General features: G+C 55.6%; 10 protein-coding genes. 3 read left to right on the forward strand and 7 right to left on the reverse strand.

Annotated elements, in window-relative coordinates; translation table 11 throughout:
- Positions 1–334: 334 nt before the first annotated feature.
- Positions 335–661 carry a rhodanese-like domain-containing protein gene (locus tag M504_RS03810; protein WP_047488185.1) on the reverse strand — a complete coding sequence of 109 codons (327 nt, stop codon included), beginning with the start codon at positions 659–661 and terminating at the stop codon, positions 335–337.
- 75 nt (positions 662–736) lie between these two features.
- Here M504_RS03810 and M504_RS03815 point away from each other — a divergent pair, with 75 nt between their 5' ends.
- From M504_RS03815 to M504_RS03825, 3 genes are read left to right on the forward strand one after another with little or no spacing between them, the layout of a single operon-like run.
- Positions 737–2,179, forward strand: coding sequence for a sigma-54 dependent transcriptional regulator (locus M504_RS03815; protein WP_047488188.1), 1,443 nt, complete (start codon positions 737–739; stop codon positions 2,177–2,179).
- Positions 2,176–4,056 carry an ATP-binding protein gene (locus M504_RS03820; RefSeq protein ID WP_047488190.1) on the forward strand — a complete coding sequence of 627 codons (1,881 nt, stop codon included), beginning with the start codon at positions 2,176–2,178 and terminating at the stop codon, positions 4,054–4,056. Before M504_RS03815 ends, M504_RS03820 begins: the two co-directional genes overlap by 4 nt.
- Positions 4,053–4,595 (forward strand): hypothetical protein, encoded by a 543-nt coding sequence (locus M504_RS03825; RefSeq protein WP_047488193.1) that lies wholly within the window; start codon positions 4,053–4,055, stop codon positions 4,593–4,595. The genes M504_RS03820 and M504_RS03825 overlap by 4 nt, the downstream gene beginning before the upstream one ends.
- Here the strand turns inward: M504_RS03825 and recR are convergent.
- The 6 genes from recR to M504_RS03855 all read right to left on the reverse strand — a co-directional run bounded on the left by recR (position 4,592) and on the right by M504_RS03855 (position 14,447).
- Positions 4,592–5,197, reverse strand: a complete 606-nt coding sequence (gene recR / locus M504_RS03830) for a recombination mediator RecR (protein ID WP_047488194.1) — start codon at positions 5,195–5,197, stop codon at positions 4,592–4,594. The two genes, M504_RS03825 and recR, sit on opposite strands and share 4 nt — an antisense overlap.
- A gap of 85 nt (positions 5,198–5,282) precedes the next feature.
- Entirely contained in the window at positions 5,283–7,295 is a 2,013-nt protein-coding gene (locus M504_RS03835; RefSeq protein ID WP_052200324.1) for a right-handed parallel beta-helix repeat-containing protein, read from the reverse strand.
- A 9-nt stretch (positions 7,296–7,304) separates the two neighbouring features.
- Positions 7,305–8,450, reverse strand: a complete 1,146-nt coding sequence (locus tag M504_RS03840) for an exo-alpha-sialidase (protein ID WP_198137515.1) — start codon at positions 8,448–8,450, stop codon at positions 7,305–7,307.
- Between the two features lie 159 nt (positions 8,451–8,609).
- Positions 8,610–10,052, reverse strand: coding sequence for an efflux transporter outer membrane subunit (locus M504_RS03845; RefSeq protein ID WP_052200326.1), 1,443 nt, complete (start codon positions 10,050–10,052; stop codon positions 8,610–8,612).
- Positions 10,036–11,286, reverse strand: a complete 1,251-nt coding sequence (locus M504_RS03850; protein ID WP_047488197.1) for an efflux RND transporter periplasmic adaptor subunit — start codon at positions 11,284–11,286, stop codon at positions 10,036–10,038. Before M504_RS03850 ends, M504_RS03845 begins: the two co-directional genes overlap by 17 nt.
- Complete coding sequence (locus M504_RS03855; RefSeq protein ID WP_047488200.1) at positions 11,283–14,447, reverse strand: efflux RND transporter permease subunit; 3,165 nt, start codon at positions 14,445–14,447, stop codon at positions 11,283–11,285. The genes M504_RS03850 and M504_RS03855 overlap by 4 nt, the downstream gene beginning before the upstream one ends.
- Positions 14,448–14,516: the final 69 nt, after the last annotated feature.

The following is a 14,516-nucleotide window of genomic DNA, read 5'->3' on the forward strand; positions in this document are numbered from 1 at the left end:
GAGTTGACTGATCAACTCAGGTCAACACCGCCTTCCGCAAAAAATCTAAAGATTAAGAAGTTGGATCCACATCCCAGGCAAGGCACGAGATGAGTTCCTCACCCGGCGCGTAGCGTGCTTGATTTGCAACGTCGCCATTTGGCTCTTTGATGACCATTCCACCATGTCATAAATCACATGCCGCGAGTCATCTAGATCGGTACTGATGCACAGGAGTTGAGCGACCACAATTTCTCCGTCGCTGAAAGTCATGCGGACACGCCTGTCGTGTAGGCTGGCCAGCGCTTTAAACTCCGCGAGGGTCATTCGACTTCCTTTAACTGGTACCTCTAAATCAATAACGCGGGACGCTTCCGTCGATCTCGCGTGACCACTGCTCAATGCCGCCAGCCATGGATTGCACGTTGTCGAAGCCCTCGCGGCGAAGCCATGCCGTTACTGACAAGGAACGCGCTCCGTGGTGGCAAATGACGACAATATGCGCATCGGGATCCAGCTCGTTGTTGACCCGCGCGGGTATGTCATTCATAGGAATATCTTTACTTCCGGCGATATGCGCGGTTTCAATCTCCCACGGCTCGCGAACGTCCAACAGAACAAAAGGGGTTTGGGATGCGCGCATCTGCGCAACCTCTGCGACACTGATTTCATAGGGCAGCACAGAACAAGCATACGCAAACTTCCAGCCGGGAAGCGCATCCTACCCTTGAACTTACGTTGAAAGGTCTATTACTGAGTGGCACAGACCAAGGTACTGGTCGTTGAAGATGAGCCGAACGCACGCGCCGGCCTGGCAGAACTGATTGCTTCCTGGGGCTATCGCACCGAGACCGCGGTGGATGGCGTAATGGGGCTTGACTTGGTGGTGCGCTGGTCGCCCGACGTGGTGGTCACGGACCTGATGATGCCCCGCATGGACGGCCTGCAACTGCTGGACCGCATCAGTGAGCTGCCGCAGCAAAAGGTCGCCGTTGTGGTTCTGACGGCCCAGGGGTCGATTGAGTCGGCGGTGGATGCGATGCGCATGGGCGCGTACGACTACCTGCAGAAGCCGGTCGATCCACAGCGCTTGAAGACCATTCTGCAAAATGCGCAGCAACAGGCGGAAACAAACGAAGAGATTCATTCAGAAGAGCTTTCTTCCGAAGAAGAGGGCCGTCTTGGACCACTAGTCGGGTCGTCGCCACACATGCGTGAGATTTTCCACCTGATAGAGCGTATTGCGCCGAATAACGTCAGCGTTCTGATCACAGGTGAAAGCGGTACGGGTAAGGAACTGGCAGCACGCGCGCTGCACATGTTTAGCGGTCGCCGCAATAAGCCTTTTGTCGCGGTGAACTGCGCCGCGATCCCGGAGACGCTGATTGAAAGCGAGATCTTCGGGCACGAGAAGGGTGCTTTCACGGGTGCGCAGGAGCGTCGCGCCGGATGCTTTGAACTGGCAGAGGAAGGCACGCTGCTGCTGGATGAAATTGGCGAAATGCCTGCAGCCACGCAATCGAAGCTGTTGCGTGTATTGGAAGACCGCAAGCTGCGCCGTCTGGGGTCGCGCGATGAGATTCCCGTAAACGTGCGCGTGGTTGCCGCCACGAATAAGGACCCGCATCAGGCCGTTGCCAGCGGTGAATTACGCGGCGACCTCTTCTATCGCCTGAACGTCTTCAACATCCAGATGCCTTCCCTCCGCGACCACAAGGAAGATATTCCTGCCATGGCAGAGGCGATGGTGCAGGAGATGAATGACCGCCATGGCATGCAGGTGCCCGGAATCTCGCGTGCGGTGATGGATCGTTTCATGGCCTATAGCTGGCCCGGCAATGCGCGCGAACTGCGCAATACCATTGAGCGCGCGGTGATTCTTGCGAATGGCAAGTCGATTGATGTGTCGCATCTGCCGCCGGGATTCGGTGAGGAACAACACACACCTCCTGCGCATGGCGCTCATCTCAACAACCAGCAGCCGACGACGTTTGCAGGGACCGCCAACAGCAACGATATCGTGCATCTATCCGTTGGCATGACGGTGGATGAGGCGGAAAAACAGCTTATCCTGAAGACACTGGAAGCAACGCGGAACAACAAGACGCGCGCTGCAGAAATTCTGGGCATTAGTTCCAAGACTCTGCAGAATAAGCTGAAGGAATACGCTCTAGAAGACAAGGATGCCCTCGAACCATGAGGCTTCGTTACAAGCTGATAGCAGCCACCCTGCTGTTCACCTTCACCCTAACGGTGGTGCTTTCGCTTGTTTTCCTATCGGAGATTCTGCGTGAGCGCATTGCGCAGACCGAGTCTTCGAACGTTGTGCTGGTGCACGAGATGCTGTCGGCCACCCGCACGGCGCTGCAGAACGGCCTGCGCGACCATCCCCCGACGGAGATAGGGGAGCAGGCATTGCAAGCAGCGATTGAATCCGCGCTGCAGAATGATGACGCACTCGCTGACACGTTGAACGGGTTTGTCCGTTACTCCCCCAGCATCCAGGATGCATACCTTGCTGATGCCAATGGTCGGGTTCTGGTCAGCAGCGATCCTTCCCTATTGAATGCGGTGCAGCCGCACCGTCGTGACTTCTCCGTCGTGACCACGGCTTCCCTGCTGCAGAAACGAGCCCTGCTCTTTGGTGAGGCCGAGACGCTTGACATGAGCCTGCCAATGGAGCGGAATGGACAGCCTTTCCTGACGGCCCATCTCGGTGTCCGGTCCACGCTTCTGCGTAATGCCTATGCGCCTTGGTTGCGCGATGCCGCCATGATCTGCGCGTTTGCGCTGGCCGGTGCCTTGCTGGTGGCCGCCGCTCTCTCTGCAGCAGCAATGCGCCCGCTGGAAGACATCAGCCGTGAACTCGATGTGCTTTCCGGCACTTCCGGAGTGCAGACCGAAGAGGAACAGAACAGTGACGCCGTGCAGCGTGTCACCACGTCCATCAGTCGTCTGGATGAACGCATTCGCACCAGCGAACAGACGCGTACCGAGATGGCGACCAATCTGAACAGCATGTTGCAGACGCTGAAAGACGGCGTCATGCTGATCGATGCGGACCTGCGCGTCATCATGACCAGCGAGGCCATGCACCATTTTTTGCCGCCGGGCAAAGACGCCGAACTAGGCGCGCCGTTGACAGACATCTTCCCGCGCAACACCGCGATTGGCGCGTTGCTTGCGGACCTATTGGCGGAGCGACGAAGCGTTCGTTCCCAACCTGTAGTTCTGGCCGACGGTCGCACTGTAGAACTGTCCTTCGATTACTTTCCCGGCAACTCGCCGGGCACGTTGCTGACGCTACACGACGTAGCAGCGCAGGAAGAATTAGAGCGCGAGATCGAAGTCGCACGTCGCATGGCAAGCATCGGACGGCTGACGGCGGGTGTTGGCCACGAAGTAAAGAATCCGATCAACGCCATGGTTGTCCATCTTGAACTTCTTCGGAGCAAGCTGGCCTCTGGCACGAATGCCGATGGTGCGCAGCGACATGTGGATGTGCTCTCAAGCGAGATGGGGAGACTGGATCGCGTGGTGCAGACGCTGGCTGACTTTTCACGGCCGATGGAACCCACGTTCCTGGAACAGGACCTGCTACCCATCGTGCAGGCTGTGGTGCAGCTTGTGGCGGCAGAGGCAGAAAAAGCAAACATCGCCATTACGATTGCCGATGGAACTCCAGATATCTCCCTACGCGTTGTTGCCGATGCCGAATTGCTGCGGCAAGCATTCCTGAATATCGCATTGAACGCCATGCAGGCTATGCCCGGAGGCGGCGCTGTTCAGATCCAACTGTCCCGGGAGCGCGGCAGTGCCGTAGTCTCTATCCGCGATTCTGGCAGCGGCATTCCGCCAGAGAAGCTGGACCGTATCTTCGACCTCTACTTCACCACCAAGCCAACCGGCAGCGGAATCGGTCTGGCCTTGACGTACCGCATTATTCAGCTTCATCGCGGCGTCATTGCCGTCGCTTCCGACGCAGATACCGCGTCGCCGACACATGGCACGACGTTCACCCTGCGGCTACCGCTGGCCAATCGTGCGGCCGCATCAATTCCGGCGGTGACGGCATGAACCGCGCTCTATGTGCTTCGGTTTCGCTGATCCTGGCGCTTCCGTTGGCAGGTTGCAATAAGCGTGTGACCGCAGTGGCGCCTCCACCACCGCCAACGCCAACGGCCGTGGTCAGCGTTCCGCCTCCAACGCATCCTACGGAGCCGCTGCCAGAGATTCCCGTGATTACTTCGGAAGAAGTTCCGATCCCAACAGAGCCGGTCGTCCGGCCCCCTGTGCGTCGCCGCATCCCAACGACGAACCAGCCTGTGGAGACAGCTTCTGCGGCGCCGTCAGGCATTGCCGATCTTGGGGAGTTAACCACCGGTGGCGAATCCAACAACGAACAGTTCCGCCATCAGACAGAAGACCTGCTCCGCACGCAAAACCGCCGACTCACCTCCATGTCTACCGCAATCATCGCCATGCACAGCCAGCAGGTGGAGCAGGCACGGCTCTACCTGAGGCAGGCAGCGGACGCGTGGAAGAAGCAGGACATGGAAGGCGCTCGCACGCTTGGCACCAAGGCCAAGGTCATTCTGGACGAGATTCTCGGCTAGAGCTCGCGGCGACCTTCCAAGGCGCGGCTCATTGTGACTTCATCCGCATATTCGATATCGCTGCCGGCAGGAATGCCGGTGGCAATCCGAGTAATACGCAGGGGATGATCGGCTGCTGCGCGATGCAATTCCCCTGCAAGCCAATGCGATGTGGCTTCGCCTTCCACCGTAGGCGATAGCGCGAGGATGATCTCCTCAATACCGCCAAGCCTGCTGAAAAGGTTTGCTGTTCGAAGCTGCGCTGGACCAATGCCATTCAGTGGCGACAGCGTTCCGTGCAGCACGTGATACACGCCGTTGTAACTGCGCGTTTTCTCAATGGCTGCAATGTTCGTGGGTTCTTCGATCACGCAGACAGTCGCATGAGTGCGCGTGGGGCTTGAGCAATACACGCAGGGGTCTACATCCGTGACGTTATTGCATACGGAACACAGGCGTAGCTTCGCACGAAGCTCCTGGATGGCCTGCGCCAGTGCTGACGCCTCTTCCCCGGGGGCGCGCAGGATGTGAAACGCCAGCCGCTGGGCCGATTTGGCCCCGATTCCGGGAAGTCTGCGCAACTCTTCAATGAGCCGCGCCATGGGTTGGGCAAATCGTTCCATTCGATACCTGCGAGCTTCATCCTATCAGCGGACGAAACCGGCAAATTCACAGTCGGCCCTTGTGGGCTTTCTGAAGCCTTTGCTGTCAGCGGCTTGACACATCCGGCAGAGGCCCAACATCGTTCAAATCGATTGGCTGAAAGCTCAGTTTGAGCGCCGGCGATCCGGGCAGCAATGTGAAGTCATAAGCGGCGGCGTTACGGAAGAGCGGATCGGCGATGGTGGAATGCACATCGTTCCCTTTCGCCTGCCACTGCTCCCATGTACTACCCGCAAATTGCATTGCGCTATGGCGCGCATTCCAGTAAAGATTCCTGTCCAGAGTTACATTGCCGTCGGACCAGGCACCGTCCAACGTTGCTCCTGTTGCAAGAACCACTATGTTGCGCTCAAAGGTCAGCGCATGAAAATTCTCGGATCGCGTGCGTCGCGCGGCATAGTCGCGATTGGATGCAAAGATGTTGTTCCGGACAACGTTGTCGCGCCCATAATGAATGTGAAAACCGGCGCTTTGCGCTTCATACACAATATTGTTTTCCACAGTGATGCCGGTTGATCCTTCATCCAGGTAGATACCCCATCCGCCGTAGGTGAAGCAGCCGACGTGATGAATCAGGTTGTGATCAACACGCGTTCCGGGTTGCACACCCAGCAGATAGATGCCGCCCAGATCGCTAAGCACCGTTCCAATGTCATGGATCAGATTGTGATCAATGTGATTGTTCGCCACGGGCACAGGGTTATAACCCCAGCTCCAACCTACGGAGATAGCGGAGTAGGTCAGATCGTGCAGGTGATTATGAGCGATAGTATTGTCGCCACTCATCAGCACCCAGAGACCTACTGCCGACGGGTACACCAATCCATCGTGATCGATCTCATTGTTCGTGATCACGTGGTGCGAAGAGATCTGTTCTGGTGCCTTCGGAATCTCGCCTTCGCCAACGCGAATGCCCCCAGCGCCCAGGTCAAACAAATGATTGTGATCAATGATCGCGTGCTGGTTGCCGCCACGCAGTGCCAGCGCATAACCGCCCATGCCATGGAAGGTGCAATGATCAATCGTTACATTGTCCGTTCCGCGAAGGATCACGGCCGCATCCGCGACATCGGCTGCCTGATTGCTCTTCAATCCGCTATCGGTCATCTCCCAGCGGGAATATGCAAATGTTATGCCGGAGAACCGCACATCGTGCACACGACCCTGACTATTGCCACCGCGTATCTCCATCAAATGCGATAAGCGCGGCGCGATAATCTCGGCGTTGCGAAGTGATTCCAAGGGTCTTTCGCGCAACTGAATCACGTTCGACTTCTTATTCTGCCACCATGTGCCTGCAACCGCAGGCTCACCAGGAATGTTCTCCACGATGTACCGCGCCTGCGATTCGAATGCCGAACCCTTTGCTGAACCCGCAAGTATTGCTATGTGATGAGTCGTATCGACTTCAACGATGCGATAGCGGGCTTCGAACCACGCAATATACAGAACGACTTCAGCTCCCGTACCAGCCCACTCTGGACGAATATCGTCGTTGTCGTACTGCAGTTGGAACTGGGTATCTGCATTGGTCTTCCCAACCATACGCAGATAACCATTCTTTGGTGTTTGCGTGCGAGGCAGCCGCAGACCATCCCAAAAGAGCTGCGACGTAGCGAAGTTTGGCGATGTCTGCCATTGCCCTTTGCCTCTATCAGTCCAATCCGTCACACGTACGCCACCGCTTATAACGGGCTCTTCGTGTGAATATGCCTCGTAGATAGTAGCCCCAGAAGCAAGACCAGAATCTTCCGGGCGAAGTTCGAACGTGCGATTCAGAGTATAAGTGCCACCACGCAGAACAACGCGGATAGCCCCCGTATGTTTTTCCTGACGCAGCTGGCGCACATGGTCACGCGCGGCTTCCAGCGTATGCAATGGACCATCACTGCCAGTAGCGTTCGCAGTTGCGACCTTCCCGCTCCAGGCGTCGTTACCCGAAGGAGACACATAAAACACATCCTGCGCGCTGCAGATCCCTGCACAAACAACGATCAGAAACCATGCAACCCGTTGCCAACGACGGACGAAGCGTACGGAGCGACGACGCAGTTGCATGGCGACTCCTTATCGCGCGGGAACCTGCGCAAGTTCCAGGCGAACGTGTTTTATCGTGGTGCGATGCCAGGTGTAGGTCATCTCCAACGCTTTATCGTTCCCTTGAATGATTGCAGGATACGAATACTCGCCCTCACCCTGCTCCAACGTGGCGAAGATGCGGAAATGCTCGCCATCCGTGCTCACAGCCAGATTGAGTGGAGACCGCCCACGCGTTGTGTCGTTGAAGATCATCACCACGCGTCCATCCTGCAAATGCACAACGTCGAGACCAGAGTTGTTATTCGGCAGATCGAGATAACGAGGCGTGGACCACGTCACACCTTCATCCATGGAGTCAGATACGACGATGCGAGAAGCAAGCGTCTTCGAGCGTGCGTAGAAACGAAGATGCTTGCTACCCAACGAAATCACTGAGGGCTGAATAATGCCGCCGTAGGGCCGTGCCGCCTTATCCTTGGCACGCACTTCCGATGAGTCCGATGGTGGATCAGGCCAGGGCTTCGCTGCCGCATCATCCTCTCGACTGATGGTGAGAGGACCAATTCGCTTCCACGTATTGCCACCATCGGCGCTGCGTTCAACAAACACGCGCCACCCATCCTTGCCTTCATTGGATGAACCACTAACGATGACTCCGCTGGATAGAACAAGAGGCTTTGCTCGGATAGGACCAAGTACACCGTCAGGCAAGCGCTCCTTCGGCGACCAGTTCTTACCTTCATCCGTGCTCACCATTCGCATCCCTGACCAGGTGTCGGGACTGGGGCCATATTTGTAATAGAGCCAGAGCTTGCCGTCACTCGTATGAAACAGGACCGGGTTCCATGTTGGGATTCCCTGATCACCATCCTTCTCACGTGCGACTTCAACCGGCGCGGACCAAACACCCTTGTGCTTGCGTGCTGTGTAAATGGCTACATCTGGCGCTCGCTCTGCCTTGCCGCCAAACCAGGCAGCCAACAGATCACCGTCTTTCAACGCCACAACTGTTGATGCATGGCACTGCGGAGTCACGGTTGCCGGCGTGTAAATGAACTCGCCTACCGGATGCACTCCGGGATCAGTCGCATGTGACGGAACCCACTGCGCACCGGCAGTTCCCACCCAAATTGCACATGCTGCCGCCAGCATTTGCATCCCGCATCGATACATGAAAACTCCACCCCATTCGCAACGCTTTGCTACGAGCCTACGTAGTGGCATCCAGCATACCCGTCGAAGTCTCTGCAATGAAGATGGGAAGCGGTGGAGTGTTAAGAATGTTGTTTTAACAGCTTCAGCACGACGCCTTTAGGCGGCTGTCAGAGGGCCTTATTTCCACCCTCCGCCCAGCGCCGCATAAAGGTTCACAAGCGAACCAGCTTCTTGCGCTTCTGCCTGCGCGAGCTTCAACTGGGCATCGTACAGATCTGTATCGGTCGTGAGCACCTCAAGATAGCTGGTATTCCCTCCCGAATAACGCAGGCGCGCCAGACGGACAGCATCGGCTGCTGAGACCACCACTTGATGTTGCTCCTCGCGAGAATTCTGCGTCTCTCGATATGTCACGAGTGAATTGGATACGTCCTTGAATGCATTGAGAATTGCCTTCTGATAGCTCGCCAACATCTCCTGCTGTTGCGCTTGCGAGTACTTATAGTTGCTGGTGATCCGTCCACCGGCAAAGATCGGCTGTGTAAGCGAACCGGCCGCATACCAGTACGCATTTTTGCCTTCGAAGATACTTTGCAACTGATTGCTTGCAGAACCACCCATGCTAGTAAGCGAGATCTGTGGGAAGAACTGCGCTTTTGCAACACCGATACGCGCATTGGCGGCCATCAACTCTGCTTCCGCTTTGCGAATGTCTGGCCGTCGCTCCAGCAACTCTGATGGCAACCCTGCAGGCACAGATGCAGGATGCGGTTGTTCTGTCACACTCAGACCACGCTGTACGTCCTGCGGATTGTGACCAAGAAGCACGCTGATAGCGTTTTCCTGAATTGCGATTTGACGTCGAATCTCGGGCAGATTCGCTTGCGCCGTATGGAGAAGCTCTTCGGCCTGTCGAGTATCCGCGCGTGAACCTGCTCCGTACTTCTCCAGCGACTGTGTCAAATGAAGTGAGTCTTCCCTCGCCTTAATCGTGTTTTGCGTAATCTCTAACTGCGAATCGAGGCTGCGCAATTGGAAGTACGCTGTCGCAAGCTCTTCGATGAGAGACGCACGTGTCGCGCGTTGAGCCCACTCTGTCTGCAGAAGCTCCGCTCGCGCGGCTTCCGTCTGACGGCGATAGAGTCCCCAGAAGTCAAGATTCCACGCAGCTGAAGCACTGAAGCCGCCTCCACGGATGAAGTCATTCGATGTGCCGTCTGCGTTCTTGTTCGCAAGCCCTGCGGGCAATTGAAGAGCACTGAAGCTCCCACCCGCTCCGATACTGGGCAGTTGTTGCGCCCGAACAATTCCCACTTGGGCTTGCGCTTCAAGGATGCGCTGCGCCGCAATCTTCAGGTCCAGGTTATTCTTCAGCGCCTCATCAACAAGGCTCTGAAGCACCGGATCAGCAAAGATCGTGCGCCAATCCTGCTCTGCAATGGACGGCTCACTTGCGATTGCAGGCGCTATCGCTCCACGATATGCCTGCGGCGTGGTTACGGCAGGGCGTGCGTAGTTTGGTCCCACCCTGCAACCCGCAATGAGGAGTATCAGAAAGGCTGCAGTCGCAACCCACCCTGCACGATAAAGCAATTGGTTTGAATCAGCGGACTTCCACATGTTGTCCCTCACTGAGTACATCGCTCGGGCTGGCGACCAGCGCTTCGCCGCCATTTAACCCAGCCAGTACCTCAATCTCTTTGCCCATGTCTTTGCCAATCGTGACTGGAACGAAATGGAGATTATGTTGCGAGTTGACCGTCACGACATGCATTCCTGCTCCATCGACCACGAGCGCGCTAGTAGGAATGACAAGCGATGCACGCTGTTGCGACAGGGTGAAGTGAACCTGCGCATACATACCCGGTAGCAACGATGCGTCGCCATTCGCCACTTGTACTTCCGTTCGCATCGTTCTCGCAGCGTCGTTCAACGCAGACGCATTGCGCGTGACAGTTCCGCTGTAATTGCGTCCAAAGCGTTCACTTACCTGTACGACAGCATTCTGCCCATCACGAATATTCACGGCTTCCGATTGCGGCACGTCGACGTAGACACGTAGCGTGTCACTCTGCGCAATGCTGAAGAGTGGCTTCCCACCAGTAGGCGCAGTCGCACTAACAAGATCACCTCGTTCAATGTTTCGTTGCGTAATCACACCATCGAAGGGTGCAACGATACGTTCGAAACCCTGCATCTGCTGTAGCCGCGCCACGTTTGCCTGGTTTGCAACCACGGCCGCCTCCGCTGCTGCGATGTTCGCATTTGCAGCTGCAACGTCAGCCACTCGAGCGTTATGCGTCTGCACAGCTGAATCGACGATCTGTTGCGAGATGGCGTGCTGCTCACCGAGAGGCAGATTGCGCTCTTTGGTAATGCGCGCCAGCTCCGCGTTTGCTTTTGCCTGCTCCAGCGCTGCACGCGATTGAAGTAATGTGGCCTGCGATTGAGCAAGTGTTGCCTTTGCCTGGCTCAGTTGCTGATCGATTTCCGGTGAGGAAATGACAGCAAGAACCTGTCCTGCGCGCACCTTTGTCCCAATGTCGACATTGCGGCGATCCACGTAACCGTCCACTCGAGCAAAGAGATTCGCCGTATAGAGAGGTTCAACGTTCCCAGGCAGGATGAGCTGTGAAGTGGGCTCACCCTTCTGTGCGTGGATGACTGTGACAACGGGATGCGTTACCGGAGCATCGTTGGTTGCGGCAAGCGCTTCACGATAGCTTGCAATGCGCGGCACAGCGCCAACGGCAACCAGGGCAACTGCGATAACAGCTCCCAATCCAACCGCTTTGATGCGGCTTCCTTTTTGTGTCTGAACGCGCTCGCCGGTCGGAATTTCCTGCGTGATCATGCGGCCTCCTGAGTGGTGTTTCTTCCGTGAATCAACGTGAACATCAAAGGAACAAAGAAAAGAGTTGCGAATGTTGCAATGCTGAGTCCGCCGATAACAGCGCGGGCCAATGGAGCATTCTGCTCGCCGCCTTCGCCCATTCCCAAAGCCATGGGCAACATGCCGATGATCATGGCGCAAGCCGTCATAATGATCGGGCGCAGGCGTGTGAAACCCGCCGTTACAGCAGCCCGCAGAGGCGACTCACCGTTAGCTCTTAGTTCGTTTGCAAAAGTAACCAGCAGAATTGAGTTGGCCGTAGCGACACCGATCGACATGATGGCACCCATCAGTGATGGCACATTGAAAGTGGTTTGGGTGAGGAACAGCGCCCAGACGATACCGCAGAACGCACCAGGTAGAGCGCAGATGATGATGAACGGATCGAGCCAGCTCTGGTAGTTCACAACCATCAACAGATAGACCAGCAGCGCAGCAAACGTGAGGCCGACACCCAGGCGCGTGAATGCCTCATTCATGCTTTCCACTTGACCCCGGATGACAATTTTCGTTCCCGCCGGCAGGTTGGCACTCTCCTGTTTCACGATGCGATTCACCTTGGCAGCTACAGAGCCAAGATCACTGTCCTGTGTGTTCGCATAGATGTCATACACCGGTGCGCCATTGTGGTGATTGATGACAACGGGCATGATGGCCGGACGAAGTGTTGCCATGTTGCCCAACACCTCTGTCCGATTCGCTATCGTGTGCATCGGGATCGGCGTATTTTGCAGCGCGTTGATGGAGTCAATGCTGTATTGCGGTGTCTGGGCTGCAACCGTGTAAGTAATACCCATCTTCGGATCGAGCCAGAAATTCGGCTGCACCGCAGCGCTGGAACTTAGCGAAACATACAGACTGTTTGCTACATCCTGCTGCGTAAGCCCAAACTGCGCCGCCCGAACACGATCAATGTCGAGATGAAGATCCGGCGCATCCACTACCTGGTGCATGTGCACGTCAACAGCGCCAGGTACAGTGGCCAATTGCTCGCGTAGACGTTTTGCAATGGCATAGTTTGCTGGATCGTATCCCTGTATCTGGATGTCGATTGGCGCCGGAAGCCCGAAGTTCAGGATCTGCGTCACCATGTCCGCAGGCTGAAAGAAGAACGTCGCATCAGGAAACTTCTTTGGGAGCTCAGCACGAAGTTGCTTAATGTAACGCTGCGTGGAGTGGTGCTTTTCGTTCAACGCGATGAGAACTTCGCCATCAGCACTGCTGATCGTGGATCCATCACCAAAGGCATAGTTAAACGTTTCCGGCGTAAGCCCGATGTTATCCATCACGAGTTCTGTCTCATCGGCAGGAATCGTTTTGCGGATTTCCTCTTCCACCTGGCTGAAGATGACTTTCGTCTTCTCAATCCGGGTTCCGGGACGCGTGCGGATATGTAACTTGATCTGTCCCGCATCGACACTGGGAAAGAAGTCGCGGCCGATAAATGGCAACAACACGAAGGCTGAAAGCATCACCGCTACCGAAGCGAATAGTGCCTTTCGACGATGGGCAAGGAATGTTCCCAACGCTGCGGTATAACGATGCTGAAAGCGCTCGTATCCTTGATTGAAACGCTCGTTGATACGACGAAAGAAGGATGGCGCACCAGCATTGCCAGCTTCGATGGAGTTCCCCTCGAAGCTATGCTCCGCACCAAGAAGGAAGTTCACCAGAACCGGGACAAGCGTGCGAGAGAGCACATAAGAAGCGAGCATGGCAAAGACGACTGCAAGCGCCATGGGAGTGAACAGGAACTTTGCAGGCCCCGTTAGGAAGACAACCGAGACAAACACGATGCAGATCGTGAGCGTCGAAACTAGTGTGGGCGTTGCGATCTCCGACGCACCGATAAGAACAGCTTCGCGAAGCGATTGCCCGTGCATGTGACGATGAATGTTTTCAATGGTCACCGTCGCATCGTCAACCAGGATGCCGATTGCGAGTGCGAGACCACCGAGAGTCATCGTATTCATCGTTTCCCCAAGTGCACTGAGGACGATGATGGAACTCAGGATGGAAAGCGGAATCGAGATTGCGATGATAAGCGTGCTGCGCCAGCTTCCAAGAAATAACAGGATCATAAGCGCCGTAAGCGAAGCAGCAATCAATCCTTCACGCAAGACGCCAACAATCGACGCCTTTACGAAGATGGATTGATCGAAAAGTTCGGTGATCTTCAAGCCCTTGGGCGCTGCTGCACGTGATGCAGGAAGTACATCGTCCTTAATCTGCTTGACGATATCCAGCGTAGACACCGAACCTGTTTTCATGATGGTGAGAAGTGCAGCAGGCTTTCCGTTGGCTCTTGCGACGTTCTGCTGTACAGACCAGCCATCGCGTACGTGGGCAACGTCGCGCATGTACACCATCGCGCCATTTACCTGCTTAATAGGCACATCGTTCAAAGACAATGCATCGACAGGGCTGGAATTAGTACTGACCGTGTACTCGGTGTTCTCGACTTTGGCAGTACCAGAAGGCAGAGTGACATTCTGCGCATTGATAGCGTTCGTCACATCAATCGGCGTAAGACCTTTCGCCAGAAGCGCGTTCTGATCAAGATCCACCATGATTTGCCGTGCAACGCCGCCATAAGGCGTGGGCAGAAGTGTCCCTGGGACCTTCGTCAATTGCTGACGAACACGGAACAAACCGTAGTCATAAATCTCTGATTCGGACAGCGTATCGCTTGAAAGAGACAACTGAATGATCGGTACCGTAGACGCACTGAACCTCAGAATCCATGGTGGATTCACGCCCTGCGGCATTCGGAATCGAATGGAGTTCACCGCAGCGCCCACTTGCGACATGGCAGCATCAATACGCACCTGGGGCTGGAACGAAATCTTGATGACGGACGCACCATTCGTAGTTTGCGAATCAATCGACTTCACATCGTTGACCACAGCCATCACGAACTCGCTAAACGTCGTGATGCGTTGTTCCATCTCTTTGGCGGGTAGACCAGAGTAGGACCAAATCACCGTAACTTGCGGAATATCAATGTTGGGAAAGATGTCCGTCGGAGTCGTCGCAATCGAAGAAAACCCAAGAACAAGGATGAGAATCGACGCTACAATAAATGTGTAAGGCTTATTGAGCGCAAGACGGACTATCCACATAACGACGTCTCCACAATGCGACGTTTTGCATTTCGACTACTTTGATGCACGTCAAAATAGTTGGATTCA

Source organism: Terriglobus sp. TAA 43 (assembly GCF_000800015.1).
Lineage (GTDB): Bacteria > Acidobacteriota > Terriglobia > Terriglobales > Acidobacteriaceae > Terriglobus.

Excerpts from the sequence above, each read along its gene's own strand:
- M504_RS03820 (WP_047488190.1), top strand. The coding sequence starts at position 2,176 with ATGAGGCTTCGTTACAAGCTGATAGCAGCCACCCTGCTGTTCACCTTC.
- M504_RS03825 (WP_047488193.1), top strand. The coding sequence starts at position 4,053 with ATGAACCGCGCTCTATGTGCTTCGGTTTCGCTGATCCTGGCGCTTCCG.
- recR (WP_047488194.1), bottom strand. The coding sequence starts at position 5,197 with ATGGAACGATTTGCCCAACCCATGGCGCGGCTCATTGAAGAGTTGCGC.
- M504_RS03835 (WP_052200324.1), bottom strand. The coding sequence starts at position 7,295 with ATGCAACTGCGTCGTCGCTCCGTACGCTTCGTCCGTCGTTGGCAACGG.
- M504_RS03840 (WP_198137515.1), bottom strand. The coding sequence starts at position 8,450 with ATGTATCGATGCGGGATGCAAATGCTGGCGGCAGCATGTGCAATTTGG.
- M504_RS03845 (WP_052200326.1), bottom strand. The coding sequence starts at position 10,052 with ATGTGGAAGTCCGCTGATTCAAACCAATTGCTTTATCGTGCAGGGTGG.
- M504_RS03850 (WP_047488197.1), bottom strand. The coding sequence starts at position 11,286 with ATGATCACGCAGGAAATTCCGACCGGCGAGCGCGTTCAGACACAAAAA.
- M504_RS03855 (WP_047488200.1), bottom strand. The coding sequence starts at position 14,447 with ATGTGGATAGTCCGTCTTGCGCTCAATAAGCCTTACACATTTATTGTA.